19 protein-coding genes are annotated in these 23,146 nt (G+C 71.2%); 8 read left to right on the top strand and 11 right to left on the bottom strand.

All coding sequences use genetic code 11. The features are described from left to right. Positions 1 to 3 precede the first annotated feature (3 nt). A complete protein-coding gene (gloA, locus tag ACY0MJ_RS11935) occupies positions 4 to 390 on the bottom strand; it encodes a lactoylglutathione lyase (protein WP_462638682.1) in 387 nt (128 codons plus the stop codon). A 100-nt stretch (positions 391 to 490) separates the two neighbouring features. On the opposite strand from gloA, the gene ACY0MJ_RS11930 reads away from it, so the two are divergent. Both ACY0MJ_RS11930 and ACY0MJ_RS11925 read left to right on the top strand, forming a co-directional pair. Next, on the top strand, positions 491 to 2,281 hold the full coding sequence (locus ACY0MJ_RS11930; RefSeq protein ID WP_462638681.1) for an autotransporter assembly complex protein TamA: 1,791 nt from the start codon (positions 491 to 493) through the stop codon (positions 2,279 to 2,281). After that, positions 2,278 to 6,018, top strand: coding sequence for a translocation/assembly module TamB domain-containing protein (locus tag ACY0MJ_RS11925; RefSeq protein ID WP_462638680.1), 3,741 nt, complete (start codon positions 2,278 to 2,280; stop codon positions 6,016 to 6,018). Before ACY0MJ_RS11930 ends, ACY0MJ_RS11925 begins: the two co-directional genes overlap by 4 nt. A gap of 99 nt (positions 6,019 to 6,117) precedes the next feature. Here ACY0MJ_RS11925 and ACY0MJ_RS11920 read toward each other — a convergent pair whose 3' ends face one another. Further along, positions 6,118 to 6,654: a PaaI family thioesterase gene (locus ACY0MJ_RS11920; protein WP_462638679.1), complete on the bottom strand. Its 537-nt coding sequence runs from the start codon at positions 6,652 to 6,654 to the stop codon at positions 6,118 to 6,120. Positions 6,655 to 6,802: 148 nt separating this feature from the next. Here ACY0MJ_RS11920 and ACY0MJ_RS11915 point away from each other — a divergent pair, with 148 nt between their 5' ends. The 3 genes from ACY0MJ_RS11915 (at position 6,803) to ACY0MJ_RS11905 (ending at position 8,731) form a co-directional block, all read left to right on the top strand. Continuing rightward, positions 6,803 to 8,035, top strand: a complete 1,233-nt coding sequence (locus tag ACY0MJ_RS11915) for an MFS transporter (protein ID WP_462638678.1) — start codon at positions 6,803 to 6,805, stop codon at positions 8,033 to 8,035. 200 nt (positions 8,036 to 8,235) lie between these two features. Next, positions 8,236 to 8,415: a ribbon-helix-helix protein, CopG family gene (locus ACY0MJ_RS11910; RefSeq protein WP_462638677.1), complete on the top strand. Its 180-nt coding sequence runs from the start codon at positions 8,236 to 8,238 to the stop codon at positions 8,413 to 8,415. 61 nt (positions 8,416 to 8,476) lie between these two features. Continuing rightward, positions 8,477 to 8,731: a CopG family transcriptional regulator gene (locus tag ACY0MJ_RS11905; RefSeq protein WP_462638676.1), complete on the top strand. Its 255-nt coding sequence runs from the start codon at positions 8,477 to 8,479 to the stop codon at positions 8,729 to 8,731. A 22-nt stretch (positions 8,732 to 8,753) separates the two neighbouring features. Here the strand turns inward: ACY0MJ_RS11905 and ACY0MJ_RS11900 are convergent, their stop codons facing one another. The 7 genes from ACY0MJ_RS11900 to ACY0MJ_RS11870 form a co-directional block, all read right to left on the bottom strand. Beyond that, complete coding sequence (locus tag ACY0MJ_RS11900) at positions 8,754 to 9,398, bottom strand: 2-dehydro-3-deoxy-6-phosphogalactonate aldolase (RefSeq protein ID WP_462638675.1); 645 nt, start codon at positions 9,396 to 9,398, stop codon at positions 8,754 to 8,756. Next, a complete protein-coding gene (locus tag ACY0MJ_RS11895) occupies positions 9,395 to 10,282 on the bottom strand; it encodes a 2-dehydro-3-deoxygalactonokinase (protein ID WP_462638674.1) in 888 nt (295 codons plus the stop codon). The genes ACY0MJ_RS11900 and ACY0MJ_RS11895 overlap by 4 nt, the downstream gene beginning before the upstream one ends. Before the next feature lie 63 nt (positions 10,283 to 10,345). Next, positions 10,346 to 12,073 carry an IlvD/Edd family dehydratase gene (locus ACY0MJ_RS11890; RefSeq protein WP_462638673.1) on the bottom strand — a complete coding sequence of 576 codons (1,728 nt, stop codon included), beginning with the start codon at positions 12,071 to 12,073 and terminating at the stop codon, positions 10,346 to 10,348. A gap of 5 nt (positions 12,074 to 12,078) precedes the next feature. Next, on the bottom strand, positions 12,079 to 12,954 hold the full coding sequence (locus tag ACY0MJ_RS11885) for a carbohydrate ABC transporter permease (protein WP_462638672.1): 876 nt from the start codon (positions 12,952 to 12,954) through the stop codon (positions 12,079 to 12,081). Then, a complete protein-coding gene (locus ACY0MJ_RS11880; protein WP_462638671.1) occupies positions 12,951 to 13,853 on the bottom strand; it encodes a carbohydrate ABC transporter permease in 903 nt (300 codons plus the stop codon). The genes ACY0MJ_RS11885 and ACY0MJ_RS11880 overlap by 4 nt, the downstream gene beginning before the upstream one ends. Positions 13,854 to 13,868: 15 nt before the next feature. Further along, entirely contained in the window at positions 13,869 to 15,179 is a 1,311-nt protein-coding gene (locus ACY0MJ_RS11875; RefSeq protein ID WP_462638670.1) for an ABC transporter substrate-binding protein, read from the bottom strand. 57 nt (positions 15,180 to 15,236) lie between these two features. Further along, the gene (locus tag ACY0MJ_RS11870; RefSeq protein ID WP_462638669.1) at positions 15,237 to 16,316 is read right to left on the bottom strand and encodes an ABC transporter ATP-binding protein; all 1,080 of its coding nucleotides are present in this window, start codon (positions 16,314 to 16,316) and stop codon (positions 15,237 to 15,239) included. A 147-nt stretch (positions 16,317 to 16,463) separates the two neighbouring features. Between ACY0MJ_RS11870 and ACY0MJ_RS11865 the strand changes: the two genes are divergently transcribed. Then, on the top strand, positions 16,464 to 17,210 hold the full coding sequence (locus ACY0MJ_RS11865; protein ID WP_462638668.1) for a FadR/GntR family transcriptional regulator: 747 nt from the start codon (positions 16,464 to 16,466) through the stop codon (positions 17,208 to 17,210). A gap of 132 nt (positions 17,211 to 17,342) precedes the next feature. Next, positions 17,343 to 18,113 carry a transglutaminase-like domain-containing protein gene (locus ACY0MJ_RS11860; RefSeq protein ID WP_462638667.1) on the top strand — a complete coding sequence of 257 codons (771 nt, stop codon included), beginning with the start codon at positions 17,343 to 17,345 and terminating at the stop codon, positions 18,111 to 18,113. On the opposite strand, the gene ACY0MJ_RS11855 is transcribed toward ACY0MJ_RS11860, so the two are convergent. Both ACY0MJ_RS11855 and ACY0MJ_RS11850 read right to left on the bottom strand, forming a co-directional pair. Then, a complete protein-coding gene (locus ACY0MJ_RS11855; protein WP_462638666.1) occupies positions 18,017 to 18,757 on the bottom strand; it encodes a Rossmann-fold NAD(P)-binding domain-containing protein in 741 nt (246 codons plus the stop codon). The two genes, ACY0MJ_RS11860 and ACY0MJ_RS11855, sit on opposite strands and share 97 nt — an antisense overlap. 2 nt (positions 18,758 to 18,759) lie before the next feature. Beyond that, positions 18,760 to 20,484 carry a DEAD/DEAH box helicase gene (locus ACY0MJ_RS11850; protein ID WP_462638665.1) on the bottom strand — a complete coding sequence of 575 codons (1,725 nt, stop codon included), beginning with the start codon at positions 20,482 to 20,484 and terminating at the stop codon, positions 18,760 to 18,762. 328 nt (positions 20,485 to 20,812) lie between these two features. On the opposite strand from ACY0MJ_RS11850, the gene ACY0MJ_RS11845 reads away from it, so the two are divergent. After that, on the top strand, positions 20,813 to 23,059 hold the full coding sequence (locus ACY0MJ_RS11845) for a DUF1631 family protein (RefSeq protein WP_462638664.1): 2,247 nt from the start codon (positions 20,813 to 20,815) through the stop codon (positions 23,057 to 23,059). Positions 23,060 to 23,146: the final 87 nt, after the last annotated feature.

Genomic DNA, 23,146 nt, shown 5'->3' with positions numbered 1-23,146 from the left:
TCTTCAGGCGTCCCGCTGGATCAGCTCGATCTTGTACCCGTCCGGGTCCGTCACGAACGCGATCACCGTGTTGCCGCCTTTCACCGGGCCGGCGTCGCGGGTGACGTTGCCGCCGGCAGCGCGGATGCGCTCGCAGGCCGCGTAGGCGTCCGGCACGGCGATGGCGATGTGGCCGTAGGCGCTGCCCAGGTCGTAGTGGTCCACGCCGTGGTTGTACGTGAGCTCCAGCTCCGCATGCTCCGGGTTCGTCCCGTAGCCGACGAAGGCCAGCGAGTACTTCTGCTCGGGCCGCTCGGTGGTGCGCAGCAGCTTCATGCCGAGCACCTGGGTGTAGAAATCGATCGACCTCTGCAGGTCGCCGACGCGCAGCATGGTGTGGAGGATCCGCATGCGCGGATGATAGCCACATGGTGCAGCTCGTCGATGCCCCCGCATGAGTCGGATTCGGCCTACGGCGCCCCGGCGTGCGCACCGGCATAGTTCGGGGTCCATGATCCGCATGTTGCTCGCCGCGGCGGGATGGGCCGTGGCGTGGCTGCTGCTGGCGCCCGCGGCCTCTGCCCAGCCGCAGGGCCCCGCCTTCGACCTGGTCGTCCGCGCTCCCGATCCGCTCAAGGAACTGCTGGAGCGCAACCTCGAGCTGCGCCGCTACCGCGCCGTCAGCGACCTCGACGACACCGAGATCGCCCGCCTGATCGTGCTGGCGGAGAAGGACGCGCGCGAGCTGCTGGCCACGCAGGGCTACTTCGCGCCGCAGGTCGCGATCACGCGCGAGGCGGGCGCGCGGCCGCGGCTGGTGGTCGACGTGGCGCCGGGCGAGCGCACGCGCGTGGCCGACGTCGCCATCGCCTTCGAGGGCGACATCGCCACGACCGCCGACGCGCAGGCGATCGCCCAGCGCGAGGGCATCGTCAGCGGCTGGAGCCTGCCCGTGGGCCGCCCCTTCACGCAGTCGGCCTGGGACAGCGCCAAGGCCGACGCGACCCGCCAGCTGCTGGCGCGCCGCTACCCGGCCGGGCGCATCAGCTACAGCCTGGCCGACGTGGACGCGGCCAATGCGTCGGCGCGCCTGGGCCTGCGCCTGGATTCCGGGCCGGCCTTCCGCCTCGGCCCGCTGCAGGTGACCGGCGTGAAGCGCTACGACCCGGTGCTGGTGGAACGCATCGCCCGCCTGCCCGAGGGCGCCGTGTACGACCAGGAACAGATCGTGCAGGCGCAGCTGCGCCTCACCGGCAGCGGCTACTTCGATTCGGCCTTCCTGTTCGTCGACCCGGCGTCCGACCCGGCGGCGGCGCCGGTGCAGGTGACCGTGCGCGAGGCGCGCCTGCAGAAGGTCGTGCTGGGACTGGGCTTCACCACCGACGGCGGCCCGCGCGCGAGCATCGAGCACACGCACAACCGCGTCCCCCTGATCGGATGGCGCGCCACCACCAAGCTGCAGGTCGAGAAGAAGAATCCGTACGCGGAGACCGAGTGGACCGACATCCCGGACGAGGAGGGCTGGCGCTGGTCGGCGCTGCTCCGCGCCGAGAAGCTGGACGATGACCGCCTGGTCACGCACAGCCAGCGGGTGCGTGCCGGCCGGTTCAAGCTCGGCGACCGCATCGACCGGCGCTGGTACCTGCAGTACGAACGCTCCACCGTGCAGAACCCGCGCAACGTGGCGCTGACGCCGCTGGACACGGGGGAAGGCTCCGCCGTCAGCGCGAACTACATCTGGACCGGCCGCTACTTCGACAACGTGCAGCAGCCGTCCTCGGGGCACGGCATCGGCTTCGAGTTCGGCGGCGGCCTCACCATGGGCGGCAACGGCCATGCCTTCCAGCGCACGCTGGTACGCTGGCTCGGCTACCACCCGATCGAGCGGGGGCGCCTGCAGATGCGCGCGGAAGGCGGCGCGGTGCTCGCGCGCGAAGGAGCACGCATCCCGGCGACGCAGCTGTTCCGCACCGGCGGCGACACCTCGGTGCGCGGCTACGGCTACCTGGACATCGGCGTGCCGCTGCCGGGCGGCCTGGTCGGACCGGGCCGCTACCTCGCCGACGGCAGCATCGAGTGGCAGCGGCCGATCCGCTGGCGCGGCCAGGCCACCGCCTTCGAGCACACGTTGTTCGTGGACGCGGGCGCGGTGGCGGACCAGCCGAGCCAGCTGCGCGCGAAAGTCGGCGTCGGCACCGGCGTGCGCTGGCGCAGCCCGGTGGGCCCGGTGGAGGCGGCCATCGCCTACGGCGTGCAGGCGAAGCGCTTCCGCCTGCACTTCAGCGCGGGGTTCGTGTTTTGAGCGCCCGCACCGCCCGCATCGCGCGCTGGACGACCCGCGTCCTGGTCGGCCTCGGCCTGCTGCTGGTCGTCACGGCCGCGGGGATCTGGTGGTGGGCGGGGCAGGAAGGCTCGCTCGAATGGACGCTGCGCCAGGCGGCGCGCGGCGGCGTGCAGAGCGAGGGCGTGCGCGGCTCGCTGCGGCGCGGCTGGCACATCGCCCGCATCGTCTGGGAGCGCGACGGCCTGCGCCTGGAGGCGGAGGACATCCGGCTGGAATGGGAGCCGCTCGCCCTGCTGGATCGCACGCTGCAACTGCGGCAGGTGCAGGTGGCGCGCGCGCGCGTGATCGACAAGCGCCCGCGCAGCCAGGAGCCGCTGCAGCCGCCGAAGGACCTGCGGCTGCCCTGGCGCGTGCGCGTGGACCAGCTCGAAGTGGGTGAGCTGTCCTGGCAGGGCGCCGCGCAATTCGAGGCGAGCGGCCTCGCGGCGCAGTACGCCTTCGACGGGCTGCGGCATCGCGTGGACCTCCAGTCGCTGCGCATCGCGGGCGGCACCTACCGGGGCGAGGCCACGATGCTGGCGACCGGGGCGCTGACGCTGGACGCGCGCCTCGCGGGCAAGCTGCTGGCGCCGGTGCCGGGCAGCGAACAACGCGTGCCGCTGCAGCTGGAGCTGCGCGCCGAAGGCCCGGCCAGCGGGATCGACGCCAGTGCGAAGCTGGTCGCCGAAGGGCCCGCCGACGCGGGCGCGCTACCGCGCGCGACTGCCACCGCGCGCATCACGCCGTTCGCGGCCATGCCCGTGCCGCGCGGCGAAGCGGAGTTCGAGCACCTGGACCTGGCCATGCTCTGGCCGGCCGCGCCGCGCACGGAGCTGTCGGGGCACGTGGAAGTCGAGCCGCTGTCCGCGAGCAGCTACCGGCTCGCGGCCGACCTGCGCAACGGCCTCGCCGGGCCCTGGGACCGCGGCCGCCTGCCCGTCACGTCGGCGAGCGTGCAGGGCGCCTGGCGCGACGGCACGGCGCTGGTGGAATCGCTGGCGGCGCAGGCGGGCGGCGGGCAAATCGAGGGCAGCGGCGCCTGGGAAGGTCCGGGCTGGAAGTTCGAGGGGCGCGTGGCCGGCGTCGATCCGGCGCGGCTGCACACGTCCATGGCCTCGCTGCCCATCTCGGGGCCGGTGCAGCTGTCCGGCGCGGGGCGGGCGGTGGACTTCGACGTGGCACTGCGCGCCGGCGCCGCGGCGTCCGGGCCCGGAACGCGCACCGCGCGCGCGCTGGAGCTGCGCGAGATCGTCGCGCGCGGCCGCTGGGAAGGCGACGCGATCACGCTCGCGCGCCTGCGCCTGCGCACCAGCGATGCCTCCCTGCAGGGGGAGGTGAAGTGGAACCTCGCGGCGCAGGCCGGCAGCGGCAAGCTGCAGTTGCACGCGCCGGGCCTGCAGGCCGATGCGCAGGGCAGCATCGCGCCGGCGCGCGGGCAGGGCAGCGCGCAGCTGGCGGCCCGAGACCTGGCGCTCGCGCAGCGCTGGTGGGCGCGCTGGCCCGGCATCGCCCCGCTGTTGAAAGACCTGGACCTGCGCGGCGAAGCGCAGGCGCGGCTCGCCTGGCAGGGCGGCTGGCGCGATCCGGCCGTGCAGGCGCAGGCGAACGTGCGAGGGCTGGGCTGGGCCGCCCCGGGGCCGGGCGGCGAGCCGGCGTGGACCGTGCGCGAGGCCGCGCTGCAGTGGCAGGGCCGGCTGCGCGAAGCGACGCTGGGCCTCGACGGCACCTTGCAGCAAGGCCAGCGCCAGGTCGCGGTCACGGCGCGCGGCACCCTCGGCGGCACGCTGGCGGGCGCCGCCTCGCGCTGGAACGGGCGCGTGACGACGCTGGCGCTGCAACTGCGCGACCCGGCGCTCAGCCGCGGCAACTGGCGCCTGGAACTGCAGCAGCCGGTGGACTGGCGCGCGGCCGGCGGCAACTTCGAAGTCGGCGCGGGACAGGCGCTGCTGCGCGCGCCGCCGCTGCCCAGCGGCGGCGCGGCGCACGAGGCGGTGCTGGCCTGGAACCCGGTGCGCCGGCAGGGCGGCGAGCTGTTCACCTCGGGCCGGGTGAGCGGCCTGCCGCTCGCCTGGATCGAGCTGGTCGCGGGGCCGCAGCTCGGTGGCGCGGCGCTGTCGGGCGACATGGTGTTCGATGCGCAGTGGAATGCGCGGCTGGGCCGCAGCCTGCAGGTGGATGCTTCGCTGGTGCGCACCGGCGGCGACGTCAACGTGCTGGCCGAGAGCATCGACGGCGCCGCGGCGCGCGTCACCGCCGGCGTGCGCGACGCGCGGCTCACGCTGCGCAGCGAGGGCGAGCAGCTGCTGCTCTCCTTCACCTGGGACAGCGAGCGCGCGGGCCATGCGCAGGGCGAGCTGCGCACGCGGCTGGCGCGCAGCGCCGAGGGCGGCTGGACCTGGGCGGCGCAGGCGCCCCTGGCCGGGCGGGTGCAGGCGCAGTTGCCGCGCATCGGCGTCTGGTCGCTGCTGGCGCCGCCGGGCTGGCGCCTGCGCGGCTCGCTGGCGGCCGACATCCGCATCGCCGGCACGCGCGCGCAGCCGGAGCTGTCCGGCCCCGTGAACGCGGAAGACCTGGCGCTGCGCTCGGTGGTGGACGGCATCGAGCTGCGCAACGGCCGCCTGCGCGCCCGCCTCGCCGGCCAGAAGCTGGTCGTCGACGAGTTCCTCCTGCACGGCAGCGAGGAGGGCGGTGGCGGCGGCACGGTGCTCGCCTTCGGAGAAGGCAGCTGGACGCCGCAAGGCGTGGTGTTCACGGCGCAGGCGCAGCTGTCGCAGCTGCGCGCCAGCATCCGCAGCGACCGGCAGCTCACCGTCTCGGGACCGGTGTTCGCGCGCATGGACCGCACGGGCACCACCGTCACGGGCGAGCTGCGCGTGGACCGCGCGCGCATCCGCATCCCGGACGAGACGCCGCCGCGCCTGGGCGAGGACGTGGTCGTGCGCCATGCGGTGGGCCTGCCGGCCACCGAGCCGGAACGCCGCGAGAAGCCGCAGCCGGAAGGCGAGGGCAAGCTGTCGCTCGACGTCCGCTTCAACCTCGGGCCGGACTTCCGCGTCACCGGCCGCGGCCTCGACACGCGCCTGGCCGGCTCGGTGCAGGTGCAGGGCGACGGCTCGGGGACGCCGCAGATCGTCGGCGTGATCCGGGCCGTCGGCGGCACCTACCAGGCCTACGGGCAGCGGATGGAGATCGAGCGCGGCGTGCTGCGCTTCACCGGCCCGGCCGACAACCCGGCGCTCGACATCCTGGCGATCCGCCCCAACCTGCAGGAGAAGGTCGGCGTGCAGGTGACCGGGCGCGCGCAGTCGCCGCACGTGGAACTGTATTCCGAGGCCGGGCTGTCCGAGGCCGAGACGCTGTCGTACGTGGTGCTGGGGCGCTCGTCCGCGGGCGGCGGCGCCGACGCCGCCCTGCTGCAGCGCGCGGCGGCGGCCCTGCTGTCCGGCCGCGGCGGCACGGGCAAGGGCATCGCCGGCAGCCTGGGGCTGGACGACCTGAGCGTGAGCCCCGACAGCACGAGCGGCGCCGTGGTGCGCGTCGGCAAGCGTTTCGCGGACAACTTCTACGCCGCCTACGAGCGCAGCCTGTCGGGCGCGATGGGCACGCTGTTCATCTTCTTCGACCTGTCGCGCCGCGCGACGCTTCGGGTGGAGGCGGGCGAGCGGACCGGGGTCGATTTGATCTTCACGTTCGCGTTCGACCGCGTGCGGAAGTAGGAGCGGTGGGGTTCGCTGGCGCTCACCGCCACCCTACGGATCGTTGCGTTCTCGTTCGGCTTCGTAGGGTGGCGGTGAGCGCAGCGATCCCCACCGTCCTTACCGCATTTCGAACACCAGGCACGTCGTCGTGCCGTGCGCGTACAAGGTCCCGTCCGGCCCGAACAACTTCGCTTCGGCCGTCGCCAGCTGCCGCCCGCAGTGCAGCACCCGCCCTTCGGCGCGCACGCGCTGCACCTTCGGCCCGATCCCCTTCACCAGGTTCACGCCCAGTTCCGCGGTCGTGTAGCCCCGCCCCGGCGGCATCATCGTGTGCACCGCGCAGCCGAGCGCCGAGTCGAGGAGCGTCGCGTACCAGCCGCCGTGCAGCGTGCCCAGGGGATTGAGGTGCGCCGGCCCCGGCGTGCCCTGGAACACGGCGCGGCCCTCGCCGACTTCCACCAGCTGGAAGTCCAGCGTGCGCGCGATCGGCGGGTAGGGCAGCTCGCCGCGCAGCATCGCCTGCAGCACGTCCAGCCCGCTGCGCCCGGCCACCTGCTCGGGCTTCGCCACGCCGCAGCCGGCGCCGGCCGCCAGCCGCGCCGCGATTTCGCGCTCCTGCGCGAGCCAGCTTTCCAGGCGGTCCGCTCCATCCATGTGATCTCCTCCTCGCCGGCGAGCATACGCGCAGCCGCCCTGTGGCGCCGGAGTCACTGTGACGGCGACGCGGCACCGGGGCCGTGGTAGCGTTCCATGCCCTGCCCGGCGGCCGGGCTGCCGCCCGCCGCGCACCAAGGAGAGATCGATGACTGAAGCCAGCCGCCGCGCGGCCTTCTGGCTCGTGCTGCTCGCCGCCGCCGGAACCTTCGCCCTCACCATGGGCACGCGCCAGAGCATGGGCCTGTTCCTCCCGGCGCTCAACACCTCCACCGGCCTTGGCCTCGGCAGCATCAGCCTGGCCTTCGCCTTCGGGCAGCTGTGGTGGGGGCTCACGCAGCCCTTCGCCGGCGCGCTGGCCGACCGCTACGGCGCCGGGCGCGTGCTGGTGGCGGGGGTCGTGCTGCTTTGCATCGGCACCTTCATCACGCCGCTGATGACGACGACGCTGGGCCTGATCTTCGCGATCGGCGTGCTGGCCTCGGGCGGATCGGGCATGGCGGGGCCGGCCGTGCTGATGTCCGCGGCCGTGCGCATGATCGATCCGGCGCGCCAGGGCATGGCCACCGGCATCGTCAACGCGGGGGGGTCGCTGGGCCAGTTCGCCACCGCGCCGCTGGCGGCGGCGCTGATCGTCGGCATGGGCTGGGGCTCCGCGATGCAGGTGCTGGCGCTCATGGTGCTGTTCTGCCTGCCGGCCGCCTGGGTGCTGCGCGGGACGGCGCAGCATGCCGCCGCCCAGTCCGGCGCCGCGGCGCCCGTCAGCCCGCGCGCCGCCGTGCGCGAGGCGGTCCGCACGCCCGACTACCTGCTGCTGTGCGCCGGCTTCTTCGTCTGCGGTTTCCACGTCGCCTTCCTCGCCGTGCACCTGCCCGGCGTGATCGAGGCCTGCGGCCTGCCGACGCAGTGGGGCGGCTGGGCCCTCGCGATGCTGGGCCTGTTCAACGTGGCCGGCAGCCTGGGCGCCGGCTGGGCGATGGGCCGCTGGCGCATGAAGTCGCTGCTGTCGGTGATCTACGCGGCGCGGGCGCTGGCGGTGGTCGCCTTCCTGCTCGCGCCCAAGACGGGCCCCGTCGTGCTGCTGTTCGCGGCCGTCATGGGTCTGACCTACCTGTCCACCGTGCCGCCGACCGCCGGCCTGGTCGCGCGCTTCTTCGGGCCGGCCAACATGGCGACCCTGTTCGGCCTCGTGATGCTCACGCACCAGGTCGGTGCCTTCTTCGGATCCTGGCTGGGAGGCAAGGTGTTCGAGGTGACGGGCGCCTACGACTGGGTCTGGTACGTGGACATCGTGCTGGCCATCGGCGCCGCGCTGGTGCACCTGCCGATCCGCGAGGCGCCGCTGCCCGGCCGCGCGCCCGCCGCCGCCGCGGCCGCCTGAGCCCTTCCGTCGCGCCGCCTTGAAAAACCGGGGCTGCGCGCCTATTGCTGGCTCAGCGTTTGTTCCCGCCTACAAAACGAAGAGCCACCTGCCGATGCCTGCCGGGGCGGTTCCGCCAGCGCCGGCCGGCGCGGCGTACTACCATCGGACTCACATGATAGACGCAGAGTATTATCATGTCAGCACGAGAGAACGACCGCATGGACGACAAACCCGCCCGCCTCACCATCCTCATCGATGCGGAGAAGAAGCGGGCATTCGAGGCGGTGTGCGCCGCGCAGGACATCACGGCCTCCCAGCTGCTGCGGCAGCTGATCCGGGAGTACCTGGCCAAGCATGGCGTGGAGTACCAGCGCAAGGACGGGCGCAAGGTGGGCTGAGGCGCGCCCCGCGGCGGGCGGAAAGCAATTACAATCCGATTAACATCGGACCCGTCCGCCCATGGAGCTCAAGACCGCACGGCTAACCATCCTGATCGATCCGGCGAAGAAGCAGGCTTTCGAGAACCTTTGCCGCACGCAGGACATGACGCCGTCGCAGGTGGTCCGGCGGCTGATCCGCGGTTACATGGAAGAGCAGGTCGCCGAGGCCACGGCATCCGCGCCGCCCGCGCGCGGCACCGCATCGCGCAAGGCCGCGCCGCCGGCGCGCAAGACACCGGCGCGCAAAGCCGGCCCCGCGCGCAAGAGCCGCTAGCGCGGGGCCCATTCTCCACCCATCACGCCCGCCGCGTGCCCGTCCACGCATCGGCGAAGGCGCGCGCCGACTCCGCGACGGCGGCCGCTTCGCGGCCGGGCTGGTACAAGGCCGAGCCGATCCCGAAGCCCTGCGCCCCCGCCGCGCGGTAGGCGGCCATGCCGGCCGGCGTGATGCCGCCCACGGGCAGCAGCAGTACCTGCGCCGGCAGCACGGCGCGCAGCGCCTTGACGGCCGCCGGCGGGATCATCTCGGCAGGGAACAGCTTCAGCCCGGTCGCGCCCGCATCGAGCGCGGCGAACGCTTCGCTCGGCGTCATCACGCCGGGCAGCGCGACCATGCCTGCCGCCGCGGCCGCGGCGACCACCCGCGCATCGAAATGCGGCGAGACGACCATGCGGCCCCCCGCGGCATGCACCTGCCGCACCTCCTCGGCGCTGCGCACCGTGCCCGCGCCGACGACGGCCTGCGGGAAGCGGCGCGCCAGCCGCGCGATGCTGTCGAGCGGCTGCGGTGAATTGAGCGGCACCTCCAGCAGGCGCCAGCCCGCGGACCACAGCGAATCGCCGACGGCCTCGGCTTCGTCCGGGCGGATGCCGCGCAGGATCGCGACCAGGGGAAGTTGCGAGAGCGCGCCCTGCCAGGCGCTCGCGAGATCGGCGTTCATGCGTGCTCCAGTGTGCGGGCCAGCGCCCGGTGTCCGTGCCAGGTGGCCTCGGGGCCGAGCGTGCGGGCCTGGCGGCCGAGGATGCGCAACGCGAGAGCGTAGCGCCGCGTGAGCTGCGGGCTGCCGACCAGCACCACGGATGGCGCGGCCTCGTCGCGCAGGCGCAGTTCCTCGCCGATCACCAGGCCGGAGAGATAGCTGGGCAAGGCTGCCGCCTGCGTCCGCTCGAACAGCGCCAGCGTGCGCGCGCTGAAGGCGCTGCGCAGCAGGCTGCCCATTTGCTGCGCGCGGCGCACGCCTTGCGCGAAGGCCTCCTCGTCCAGCGGGCCTTCGTCGGCCGGCATGGTGCGGCCGAGGATGGAGTGCTGGCGCAGCAGCGCATAGAACTCGCCGGACATGAAGGTCGCGAAGGACTGCACGCGGCCGTCCCGCACGCGCACCCACTTGCTGTGCGTGCCGGGCAGGACGAACAGGCCCTCGTCCCGCTGCAGCAGGTCCAGCGCGCCGAACACCTGGACCTCCTCGCCGCGCAGCACGTCGGGCACGCCTTCGCTCTCGCAGGAGAGGCCGGGCACCAGCGCGATGCGGCCGGGTTCGATCCACGTGAGGTGCGCCGCGACTTCGGCGAAGCCGGCGGGGCAGGGGCAGTAGGGTGCTTCGCGCCAGCCCTGGCGGCTGCCGGCCATGCCGCTGACGAGGCAGAGGGCGCGGGGATCGGCGAGCCAGTCGCCGCAGGTTTCCTGCAGGACGGCGGGGAAGCCGCCGGGAGGGATGGACAGGATGCCGCGGTCGCTGGCGCGTTCCTCGAGCACCGTGCCGTCATCCGCGATGCGGGCGGCGCGGAGGGAGGAGGTGCCCCAGTCGACGGCGACGAAGGATGTCATTGGGTGCCACGCGACGGTGGATCCCGGGTCCAGCCCGGGATGACAAGCCTAGGCAGCACGGTTTCAGTGGTTGTCCCGCGGCACGAAGGAGCCGCGCTTGCCCACCAGGAAGTCCAGGTCCACGCCTTCGTCCGCCTGCAGCACGTGGTCGACGTACAGCTTCCAGTAGCCGGACGACAGCGGCGGCTTCGGCGGCTGCCAGGCGGCGCGGCGGCGGGCGAGTTCCTCGTCGCTGACGTCCAGGTGCAGGCGGCGCTTCGGTACGTCGAGTTCGATCATGTCGCCGTTCTGCACCAGCGCCAGCGGACCGCCCGCAGCCGCCTCCGGCGCCGTGTGCAGCACCACCGTACCGTAGGCCGTGCCGCTCATGCGCGCGTCGCTGATGCGGACCATGTCGGTGATGCCCTTGCGCAGCACCTTGGGGGGCAGCGGCATGTTGCCGACCTCCGCCATGCCGGGGTAGCCCTTGGGCCCGCAGTTCTTCAGCACCAGCACGCAGTCCTCGTCGACGTCGAGGTTCTCGTCGTCGATGCGCTTGTGGAAGTCCTCAATGTCCTCGAACACCACCGCGCGGCCCTTGTGCACCATCAGCTTGGGCGTGGCGGCGCTGGGCTTGATCACGGCGCCGCGCGGCGCCAGGTTGCCGCGCAGCACGGCGATGCCGGCCTTTTCCTTGAACGGCGTGGCCAGCGGCTGGATCACTTCCTTGTTCCAGTTCTGGGCGTCGGCGATGTTCTCGCCGACCGTCCTGCCGTTGGCCGTGACGGCGTCCAGGTGCAGCGAATCGCGGATCTCCTTCATCACCACCGGCAGGCCGCCGGCATAGCAGAAGTCCTCCATCAGGTGCTTGCCCGAGGGCTGCAGGTTCACCAGGCAGGGCATCTCGCTGCCCAGCCGGTCGAAGTCCTCGATGGACAGTTCCACGCCGACGCGGCGCGCGATGGCGATCAGGTGGATCACGGCGTTGGTGGAGCCGCCGATCGCGGCGAGCGTCTTGATCGCGTTCTCGAAGGCCTGGCGCGTGAGGATGGTGGACAGCTTCTGGTCCGTGTGCACCATCTCCACGATGCGCCGGCCGGCGTTGCGCGCGATCACGTTGCGGCGGCCGTCCACGGCGGGATAGGCCGCGTTGCCGGGCAGGCCCACCCCCAGCGCTTCCACCATGCTCGCCATGGTGGAAGCCGTGCCCATGGTCATGCAGTGGCCGTGGCTGCGGTGCATGCAGCTCTCGGCCTCGAAGAAGTCCTGCAGCTTCAGCGTGCCGGCGCGGACCTGCTCGCTCATGCTCCACACGCCGGTGCCCGAGCCGAGCTCCTGGTCGCGCCACTTGCCATTGAGCATGGGGCCGCCCGACACGCCGATGGTGGGCAGGTCCACGCTGGCCGCGCCCATGATCAGCGAGGGCGTGGTCTTGTCGCAGCCCATGAGCAGCACCACGCCGTCGACGGGGTTGCCGCGGATCGATTCCTCGACATCCATGCTCGCGAGGTTGCGATAGAGCATGGCGGTCGGCCGCAGCAGCGTCTCGCCGAGCGACATCACCGGGAACTCCAGCGGGAAGCCGCCGGCCTCGTACACGCCGATCTTCACCTGCTCGGCCAGCGTGCGGAAGTGCGAGTTGCAGGGCGTGAGCTCGCTGAAGGTGTTGCAGATGCCGATGACGGGCCGGCCGTCGAACTGGTCGTGCGGAACGCCCTTGCCCTTGACCCAGCTGCGGTAGGCGAAGCCGTCGCGGTCCTGCCGGCCGAACCACTGCTGGGAGCGCAGCTCCTCCGGTTTCTTTCTCTTCATGAACCCTATTCCTTGACCGCGCCGGTCAGTCCCGACACGTAATACTCGACGAAGAACGAATAGATCACCGCCACCGGCAGGGAGCCGAGCAGCGCGCCCGCCATGAGCGAGCCCCAATGATAGACATCGCCTTCGACCAGCTCGGTGACGACGCCGACCGGCACGGTCTTGATCTCCGACGAGGACACGAAGGTGAGCGCGTAGATGAACTCGTTCCACGACAGCGTGAAGGCGAAGATGCCCGCGGAGATCAGGCCCGGCACCGACAGCGGCAGGATGATCTTCACCAGGATCTCCATGCGGTTGGCCCCGTCGATCAGCGCGCACTCCTCCAGCTCGTAGGGGATGGAGCGGAAGTAGCCCATGAGCAGCCAGGTCGCGAAGGGGATCAGGAAGGTCGGGTAGGTGAGGATCAGCGCCCAGCGCGTGTCGAACAGGCCCAGCTTGAAGACGATCGCCGCCAGCGGGATGAACAGGATGGACGGCGGCACCAGGTAGGCCAGGAAGATCGACAGCCCCACGTGGCGCGAGCCGCGGAAGCGCAGCCGCTCGATCGCGTAGGCGGCGAGCACCGAGCACAGGAGCGACACGAAGGTGGAGACCACCGAGATGAACATCGTGTTCCACAGCCAGGCCGGGTAGGACGTGTGGAACAGCAGCTTCTCGAAGTGCGCGAGCGTCGGCCCCACCACCCAGAAGGGATTGCCCTCGCGCGACAGCAGCTCGTTGTCGGGCTTCACCGCCGTGATCGCCATCCAGTAGAACGGGAACAGCAGCACGAACACGAACACGGCGAGCGGCACGTACAGCGTGACCACCCGCCGCGGCAGCGAGCTCAGGTAGTGCATGCCCGCGGAATCGTTGTCGTCGGTCTTCTTCATGCGTCCTTGCCGCCCTGCTGCCAGGCCCTGCGCTGCAGCCCGAAATAGCTGAAGAGGATGGAGGCGAGCAGGAAGGGGATCATCGCGATCGCGATGGCCGCTCCCTCGCCCAGCGCCCCGCCGGGGATCGCGCGCTGGAACGACAGCGTCGCCATCAGGTGCGTCGCGTTCAGCGGCCCGCCGCGCGTCAGCACGTAGATCAGCTGGAAGTCGGTGAACGTGAAGAGCACCGAGAACGTCATCACCACCGCGATGATGGGCGTCAGCAGCGGCAGCGTGATGTAGCGGAAGCGCTGCCAGCCGCTCGCGCCGTCGATGGCGCCCGCTTCGTAGAGCGAGGGCGAGATCGTCTGCAGGCCGGCCAGCAGCGTGATCGCGACGAAGGGCACGCCGCGCCAGATGTTGGCGGCAATGGTCGACAGCCGCGCGTTCCACGGGTCGCCCAGGAAGTCGATGTAGTGGTCGATCCAGCCCATCTTCATGAGCACCCAGCTCACGATGGAGAACTGCGAGTCGTAGATCCACCAGAAGGCGATGGCCGACAGCGCCGTCGGCACGATGTAGGGCAGCAGGATCACCGTGCGGAAGAAGGTCTTGAACGGGATCCGCTCGTTCAGCAGGATGGCCAGCCACAGCCCCAGCGCGAACTTCACGACGCTGGCGACCGCGGTGTAGAAGAGGGTGTTGAACAGCGCGAGCCGGGTGACGCTGTCCCCCCACAGGAAGCTGTAGTTGCCGAGCCCGATCCACTCGCCGCCGCGCCCGATCTTGGTGTCCGTGAATCCCAGCCAGACGCCGAGGCCGAGCGGATAGGTGAGGAACAGCAGCAGCAACGCTGCCGCGGGCAGCATGAAGGCCAGCCCGAGCAGGTTGCGGCTGTTCTGGAAGGATCGGAACATCGGCGGCGGTGGAGGTCAGACCTTGTAGTAGCGCTCGGCGCGCTGTTGCGCGAGCTGGGCGGCTTCCTTGGGCGTCTTCGCGCCGCTGGCGGCCTGGGCCACCATGTCCTGCACGATGAAGTCCGCCAGCGCGCCGGCCGAGGCGTAGCCCAGCTTGCCCGCGTAGCCCGCCGGCCGCATGTTCTTCACCGAGTCGCGGTAGGGCGTGTTCTTCGGGTCGGCCGTCCACACCGGGTTCTTCTCGTAGGCGCGCAGCGGCTGCGAGATGTAGCCGCCGGCGGCCTGCATCCACGGGCCGTACTGGTCTTCCTCCATCATGAAGCGCACGAATTCCTTGGCGGCTTTCGGGTACTTCGAGTGCTTGAAGATCATCTGGTTGAAGAACAGGTGGTACTCGGTCGGCACGCCCACCGGCCCGATCGGGAAGGTGGCGTGCTGGATGTCGTTCGCCATCTCCTTCAGCTTCGGGTCGCTGGAGTTCTTGGCGGCGTAGTAGATCGAGATGCCGTTGTTGGTCACCGAGACCTGGCCGTCCAGGAAGGCCTTGTTGTTGTTCGGGTCCAGCCACGACAGCGTGCCGGGGATGAAGTTGGCGTACAGCTCCTTGCCGTATTCCAGCGCCTTGAGCGTCTCGGGGCTGTCGATGATCACCTTGTTGTTCTTGTCGACGAGCGCGCCGCCGAAGGCCCACAGCAGCCACTGCGTCCAGCCGCTGTCGCCGGTGGCGTGGCCGAGCGCCATGCCGCCGGGCGTGCCCTTGGCCTTGAGCGCCTGGAACATCTTCAGGAAGCCGTCGGTGTCCTTGGGGAAGGCGTCGAAGCCGGCGGCCTTCACCATGCTGCCGCGGTACACCATCATCGAGCCGGTGCCGCCCAGCGGGATGCCGATCCAGTGGCGGCCGTCCGGGCGCAGGTAGGCCTCGCAGGCCGGGTACCAGCCGCCGTACTTCTTGCCCAGGTAGTTGGCCAGGTCGGTCACGTCGACCAGCTTGTCCGGGTACAGGTTGGCGTCGTCGTTGGTGGACAGGATGATGTCGGGGCCACCGCCGGTGTTGGCCGCCACGGCGGCCTTCGGCCGGACGTCCTCCCAGCTCTCGTTGTCCACGCGCACGGGGATGCCGTACTTGTCGCTGAACTTCTTGACGTTCGCCATGTAGGCGTCCTCGTCACCCTGCACGAAGCGCTTCCAGCGCAGCACGCGCAGCTTCGCGCCCTTCTCCGGCTGGTTGTTCCACTGCTGCGCGAATGCGCCCGACGGCCACATCAGCGGCAGCGACACGGCTGCGGCCCCGGCCGAAGCCTGCAGAAACTTGCGACGGTTCGTCATGAAGGTCTCCTGGTGGTTGAAGGGAACGGAAGCGCGGAAGGGAAGGGGTGCGTGTCCTCAGTGGGCCAGGCGCTCGCCGCTGGCGGCGTCGAACAGGTGGGCGCGCGCCGGGTCGGGGCGCAGGCGGATGACCTCGCCGGGGCGGAAGGCATGGCGGTCGCGGAACACGCTGGTGACCTCGACGCCGGCGATCTTGGTGAAGACCTGCGTGTCGGCGCCGGTGGGTTCCACCACGACGACCTCGGTGGCCACGCCCTCGTCGCCGCTCGCGAGCTCCATGTGCTCGGGGCGCGTGCCGTAGATCACGGGTTGGCCGTCCCGCGCGTTCGTGGCATTCGGCGGGGCCGGCAGCGTGAGCCCGGCCCCGAAGTCCACGTGCGCGCTGCCGTTCGCGCGGCGCAGCACGCCGGGCAGGAAGTTCATGGCCGGCGAGCCGATGAAGCCGGCGACGAACTGGTTGGCCGGCTGGTCGTACAGCTCCAGCGGCGAGCCGGTCTGCTCGACGCGGCCGTCGCGCATGACGACGATCTTGTCGGCCATGGTCATGGCCTCGATCTGGTCGTGCGTGACGTAGACGGAGGTGGTCTTCAGGCGCTGGTGCAGTTCCTTGATCTCGGTGCGCATCTGCACGCGCAGCTTGGCGTCGAGGTTGGACAGCGGCTCGTCGAACAGGAAGACCTGCGGGTCGCGCACGATGCAGCGCCCCATCGCGACGCGCTGGCGCTGGCCGCCGGAGAGCTGGCGCGGATAGCGATCGAGCAGGTCGCCCAGGCCCAGGATGTCCGCGGCCTTGCGCACGCGCTCGTCCGAGACGGCGCGGGACTCCTTCGCCAGCTTGAGGCTGAACGCCATGTTGTCGCGCACGGTCATGTGCGGGTACAGCGCGTAGTTCTGGAACACCATCGCGATGTCGCGCTCCTTCGGCGTGAGCGCGTTCACCACGCGGCCGCCGATCGCGATCTCGCCCTTGCTGATCTCCTCCAGGCCCGCGATCATGCGCAGCAGCGTCGACTTGCCGCAGCCCGAGGGGCCCACCAGCACCGCGAACTGCCCGTCCTCGATCGCGATGTCGACGCCGCGGATGATGTGCGCGGCACCGAAGTACTTCTCCACTCCCCTGATTTCGACTGTGGCCATCGTCCCTCGAAAAGTGTGGTGTGAAAGGCGACGCACCTTGTAGCACGAAGCTTTTTGCGCGTCATCAGCAATGCACCCCCGGCGCGGGCTTTTCCGGGTAAGACCTGAGGGCGGTATAGTCATATCGTCATACGATTGGGCCCGTCCATGGCGATCAAGAACGTCCACGGCAACACCCTGGACCACCTGGGCCAGGCGATCGTCGGCGGGCGCTACCCGGCCGGCGCGACGCTGCCGCCCGAGCCGCTGCTGGGCGAGGAGCTGGGCGTCAGCCGCACCGTGATCCGCGAGGCCGTGAAGTCGCTGGTGGCCAAGGGCCTGGTCAGCACCGGGCCCAAGGTCGGCACGCGCGTGCTGTCCTCCGAGCACTGGAACTGGTTCGATCCCGACGTCGTGAACTGGCAGGGCCGCGCCGGCCTGACGCGCGAGTTCCTGCGCGAACTGCAGGAACTGCGCCGGGTGGTGGAGCCGGCGGCCGTGCGCATGGCGGCCGAACACGCGACGGCGCAGGACATCGCCGAGATCGAGGCCGCCTACCAGGGCATGCGCCGCGCGGTGGAGGAGGGCGGCGACTACGTCACTTACGACCTGCGCTTCCACCAGGGGCTGCTGCGCGCCTGCGGCAACCGCATGATGATCCAGATGAGCAAGGCCATCGGCGCCCTGCTGCGCACCAGCTTCGAGATCTCCACCAGCCGCAAGGACGGGCCGCGCCTGTCGCTGCCCATGCACCGCGCCGTGCTCGACGCGGTGATCGCCCGCCAGCCGGCCAAGGCGGAACGCGCCGTGCTGGTGCTGATCGACAGCGCCCGCGACGACATCGATGCGGTGCTCGCGAGCCGGCGCCGCCTGCCGCGCCTGGACCTGCCGGCGCGGCCCCTGCCAGCCGCCTGAGGCCGCCCCCGGGGGCGGGTGCGTCTCCCGCGCAACGCTTAGGCGACTCTCCTAGCGGCGCTGCGCAAGGCCCGGCTACACTTTGACACAACGGGCCCTCGAAGGCCCGGCACAACGAAGTTGGGAACAGCATTGAACGAGGCACCGCCCGGCGCCCCGTCCTCGGGGGCCGATGACCCGCGGCAGTGGCTGCGGGCGACCCCCCTGATGGACCTGGAAGACCCGAAGCTCCGGTTGCGGGTCCGCGCGCTCGTGCAGCTTTGCAAGAACGAGCGGGAACGCGTGCTGGCGGTCTACAACTACGTCAAGCGCCTGCCGCTGGCGCGCCGCTGCAAGTTGCGCCTTTCCACGGCGCGCGAGGTCTACGACGCCGGCCGTGGCGACGCGCCGGACAAGGCCACCCTGCTGGTGGCCATGCTGCGCATCGCGGACGTGCCGGCGCGCATCCGCTACGTGTCGCTGGCCGGCGAGATCCTGCGCGGCATCGCGCCCGGCGTGGCGCACGCCGGCCGGCCGATCCTGGAGGTCTGGCTCCAGGAGCGCTGGGTGCGCACCGACACCTACATCTTCGACCCCGCCTGCATGGCCGCGGCGCGCCAGCGCCTGCGCGACCGCGGCTGGGAGTGGGGCTACGGCATCCACGTGCACGGCCACATGGTCTGGAACGGCGTGGAGGACGCCTTCCTGGGCGGCGTGCCGACCGAGTGCGACCTGATGGTGGTGCGGGAACTGGGCGTGTTCGACGATCCGGCGCAGTTCCTGCGCTCGCGCGCTTTCCGGAAGAGCCATTCGCGCCTGAGGCGCATCTACTGGAACCTGGTGGCGCCGGTCGCCGACTGGGCCCTGCGCAACCTGCGCAGCGAAGTGGAGCAGCCGGCGACGGCGTCGAGCCGGTTCAATTGAGGCGGGGTGGGAGAGCTGGGGTTCGCCTGCGGCACTTCCCGCAGCAGCGCCGCCGCCACGTCCTGCGCCGCGATCGAGCGGTAGTTCGCCGGGATCAGCGGCCGCAACCAGCGGCTCGCCTTCAGCGCCAGTTGCTCGCCGCCGCGCACCGGTTGCCCGAGCGCGGCGCGGTCGCCGGCCAGCATCGACGGGCGCGCGATCACGAGGGTGGCGAAGCCGAGCGTCGCGAGCGCGTCCTCGAGCTCGCCCTTCACCCGGCTGTAGAAGATCGAGGAATGCGCGTCGGCGCCCATGGCGCTGACCAGCCCCACGCGTTGCGTGCCGCCAGCGCGGACCGCCTTCGCCACGGAGAGGTTGGCGTCGAAATCGACCGCCCGGAAAGCAGGCTGGCTCCCGGCCACCTTGATGGTGGTCCCGAGAGCCAGGTAGGCTTCATCGACAGGAGGTAACGTGGGCAGCGCCGCGTAGTCCACGACGTGCGCCGTCAGCCTGGGGTGCTGCAAGGCGAGGGGCCGGCGCACGAGGGCGTGCACCGCCGCCACGCCGTCATCGGCGAGCAGCCCTTGCAGGATGGCCCCGCCCACGAGCCCCGTCGCTCCCGCCACGAGGGCGGTGCGGTGGGCCGCGGCGCCGGGCCGGTCCATGTTCAGCGGCCGTAGTTGCGCGCGGAGTTGCCGCGGCCGCGGTTGCCGCCGCCGTTGCCGTGGCGTCGCCCGGTGGCGCCCATGCTGTCGATGCTGGTGCGCGTCGGGTCGGGCTGGCCGTTGGCGGAGACGCGCTTGACGCCCGTCATGTCGCGGCGCCCCGGCAGGTTGGTGCGCAGCGGGTCGACATTGCGCGGCATGCGCTCGTCGAACTCGTCGTCGCGCTCCACCCGCGGCTCGCGCGCCTGCTGCTGGGGCGGGCGCTGGCCGTTGTGCTGCGGCCGGCCGTTGCCGTTGCGCGGGCCTTGGCCGTTGCCGCCGTTGCGCAGCTGCTGGCCGCCGCCGCCGTTGCCGTTGCCGTTGCGGGCCTGCTGGCCCTCGCCGCGCTGGCCGTTGCCGTTGCCGTTGTTGCGGCCGCGGCCGGAAGGCTGGCCCGACTTCTCCTTGTTCTCGCGGATGCGCTGCATCATCTCGCTGCGCGCCGCCTTGGCCGCCGCGTTCATCACCTCGCGCGAGGGCGGGCGGCCCTTGCCGCCCCACAGCACCTGGCGGCCCATGGCGATCGGCTCGGCCTGCTCGCCCGGCTCGGGGCCGAAGCCCTCGACCACCTGCACGGGGATCTGCTGCTTGGTGAAGCGTTCGATCTCCTGCATGAAGCCTTCCTCGTCCAGGCAGACCAGCGACACGGCCTGGCCTTCCTTGCCGGCGCGGCCGGTGCGGCCGATGCGGTGGACGTAGTCTTCCGGCACGTTGGGGATCTCGTAGTTCACCACGTGCGGCAGGTCGTCGATGTCGATGCCGCGGGCGGCGATGTCGGTCGCCACCAGGGCGCGGATCTCGCCGCTCTTGAAGCCGGCCAGCGCCTGCGTGCGCGCCGTCTGGCTCTTATTGCCGTGCAGGGCCATCGCCTCGATGCCATGCTTCTTGAGGTAGTCGGCCACGCTGTTGGCGCCGAACTTGGTGCGGGTGAACACCAGCACCTGCGACCAGTCGTGTTCCTGGATCACGTGCGCCAGCAGTTCCTTCTTCCTGCCGCGGCCGGCGGGATGGATCACCTGCGTGATCCGCTGGACCGTCGTGTTGCGCGGCGTGACCTGGATGCTCTGCGGATCCTTCAGCAGCGTGTGCGCCAGCTCGCGGATCTCGTCGCTGAACGTGGCCGAGAACAGCAGGCTCTGCTTGTCCTTCGGCACCAGCGCCAGCACCTTCTTCACGTCGGGCAGGAAGCCCATGTCCAGCATGCGGTCGGCTTCGTCCAGCACCAGGATCTCCACCGTGGACAGGTCCAGGTGGCCCTGCTGCTGCAGGTCCAGCAGGCGGCCGGGCGTCGCGACGAGGATGTCCACGCCGGCGCGGATGCGGTCGATCTGCGGGTTCATGCCCACGCCGCCGAAGATGACGGTGGAGGTGAGCGGCAGGTACTTGCCGTAGGTGCGGATGGACTCTTCCACCTGGGCGGCGAGTTCACGCGTGGGCGTCAGCACGAGGGCGGCGATGCCGTCCTTGCCGAACTTGTTGGTCTTGACCTGGCCCTTGGTCAGCTTGTGGAGCATCGGCAGCGTGAACGCGGCCGTCTTGCCGGTGCCGGTCTGGGCGCCGGCGAGGAGGTCGTGGCCTGCGAGGACGGCCGGGATGGCCTGGGCCTGGATGGGGGTGGGGGTCTCGTAGCCTTGCTCACGGACGGCCTTCAGGATGGCCGGGGCGAGATTCAGTTCGTCAAAAGTCATTGGCTTTGGAAGCGCCTTGCCGGGCGCTGGGGCATCGGCCGTTCCGGGCCACGCGGGCCGGATCCAGTCAGGGGCAGATGAGGTTCAGGAGCGGGAGCCGGCAGGCGCGGGGCCTGCTTCGTCCCCAGCGGATTCGCTGAGCTCGCAGGCAAACTGGCGGCTGCGAGAATGGCCATTGTCGCACGGATCGGCACGGCCTGCCTGCCGGGCTGCCGACCGCCCGCGTTGCGCCGGAACGCCGCCTGTCCTGCGCAAAGTGTCACCCGTCCTGCCAAAAAGTGGCACACGGCCGGGCCGTCCCATAATGGCCCGAACCCAGGTAGTACGCATGGCCAAGACGATGAAGCTCCGCCTCGGTGTGGCGGACGACCCCACCCAGCTGCAACCGTCGCTGAGCGATTGCCTCGCCGCGATGCTGAAGCAGGCGGAGCCGTTGATGTCCGACGTGCTGCTGGGCCTGGAAGCCGGCATGGCCGCCTCCGGCCCGCGCCAGGTGCCCGCCTTCCAGCAACCGGAAGTGCAGGCCGCGATCGCCTCGCTGCTGGCCGAAGCCGCCGGCGTGAAGCAGACCTTCGTCGCCGAACTGACGCGGCTCGTCTACGAAGGCGGCGGCAAGGACCAGACCCAGGCCGAAGTGCTGCGCTTCGAGGACCTGCAACTCTTCGCCGACGAGGAGCTGGACCAGAGCATCGAGATCGCCCGCGCCCAGCAGGAGGTGGCGCTGGCCGTCGACGACACGCTGCCGGCGCTGGACGCGCTGGTCAGCACCATGCTGGGCTGGCGCACCATCCAGCCAGGCCTCAACCCGATCCGGCCCGACGTGTTCGTGCGGGCGCTGCAGTTCGCGCTGCAGGAGCACGTGCCGCAGGCGCAGGTGCGCGAGGCGCTGATCACCCCCGCGGCCGGCGTGCTGGGCGTGAACCTGCGCCGGCTCTACAAGGAACTGACCGACTGGCTGCGCTCCACCGGCATCGAGCCGGCCGTGCCCTTGGGCGGCCGCATCGACCGCCGCACCGGCGCCGCCGGCAAGCCGGTCACCGACGCGGCGGCGAAGACGCTGCTGACGCTGGACCGCCTGCGCAAGCTGCTCACCGGCGACTTCGACCAGCCGCGCAAGGCCGAATTCCTGCACACGGTGCCCGCCTCGATGGCCATGCTGCAGGAGCTGAAGAAGGCCGAGGAACTGGTCAAGCGGCTGGAGCAGCGGCCCAAGGTGACGGCGGCCCCGGCGCAGCCCGTGGACATGCTGGCGGAAGTCGGCGCGCCCGCGACGGTGCCGGCCCGCATCGGCCAGCAGCTGGGCGAGGAAGTGGTGCAGATGGTGTTCGAACACCTGGCGGAAGACCGCCGCCTGCTGCCCGCGCTCAAGCGCCAGCTGAAGTCCATGCAGCCGGCGGTGCACCGCCTGGCCAAGGAGGACTCCCGCTTCTTCAGCGACCGCACGCACCCGGCGCGCCAGGTGCTCGATCGCATCACGCAGCGCAGCCTGGCCTTCGCCTCCGAGAGCGACCCGGGCTGGCCGCGCTTCCTGGCCACGGTGGAGTCCGCCAGCAAGTGGCTGGAGAGCAAGGTGGTGGACGCCGACACCTTCGGCGAACTGCTGGACCACCTGCAGGACCAGTGGAAGGACCAGGACCAGGGCAGCAAGCAGAAGCGCGAGGAAGCCGCGAAGGCGCTGCTGCACGCGGAGCAGCGCAACCTGCTCGCGCAGAAGCTGGCCTCGGAATTCAGCGACATGCTGCAGGGGCTGGACGTCGCCGACTTCGTGCGCGACTTCCTGCGCAACGCTTGGGCCCAGGTGGTGGCCGACGCGCAGCTCAGTTGCGAGGACGGCTCGTCCGATCCGCACGGCTACCGCGCGCTGGTCGACGACCTCGTGTGGAGCGTGCAGAAGACCTCCGCCCAGCGCGGGCGCGCGCGCCGCCTGGTGCAGATGATCCCCGGGCTGCTGCAGCGCATGCGCGAGGGCCTGCAGCGCATCGGCTATCCGCCGGAGCTGACGCAACGCTTCTTCGACCACCTGATCACGCTGCACAAGGCCGCCGTGCAGGAAGGCCGCGACATCGCCGTGCAGAAGGCCGCCGACGCCGCCTGGGAAGAGGAATCGCAGTTCACGGACAGCGCCGTGGAGATGTGGCTCGACGGCGTGGAGGTGCAGGAGTCCGGCTACGTGGACTTCCCCGGGCTGGAGCTGGACACGGAGCACGTGGCCTCGCCGGAGGCGGCGCAGCAGGAGGCGCAGGCGCTGGAGCAAGCGGCCGGCGGCGGCGAAGCCGGCGAGGAAGCCGCGCCCGCGCCGGCGCCCGTGCGCGTGGAGGACCTGCGCGTGGGCACCTGGGTGGAGCTCCTGGTGCACGACGAATGGGTGCGCGCGCAACTGACCTGGTGCAGCCCGCACGCGACGCTGTTCATGTTCACCTCGGTGGGCGGCGCGGCCCACTCCATGTCGCGCCGCACGCTCGACAAGCTCCGCAGCTCCGACCACCTGCGCGTCATCGCCGACCGCCCCGTCGTCGACGAGGCCCTCGACCAGGTCGCGCAGGCGGCGCTGAAGAACAGCCTCGGGAACCCGTAGTTCCTCGGCCAGAAAAAGAACGCAGAGGACGCAGAGGTCACGCAGAGGACGCAAAGGAATACCTGAAGGTTTTCTCTGCGTTCTCTG

This window comes from Ramlibacter sp. bp-362, assembly GCF_054956735.1.
This window is presented reverse-complemented; position numbering and strand designations above follow the sequence as displayed.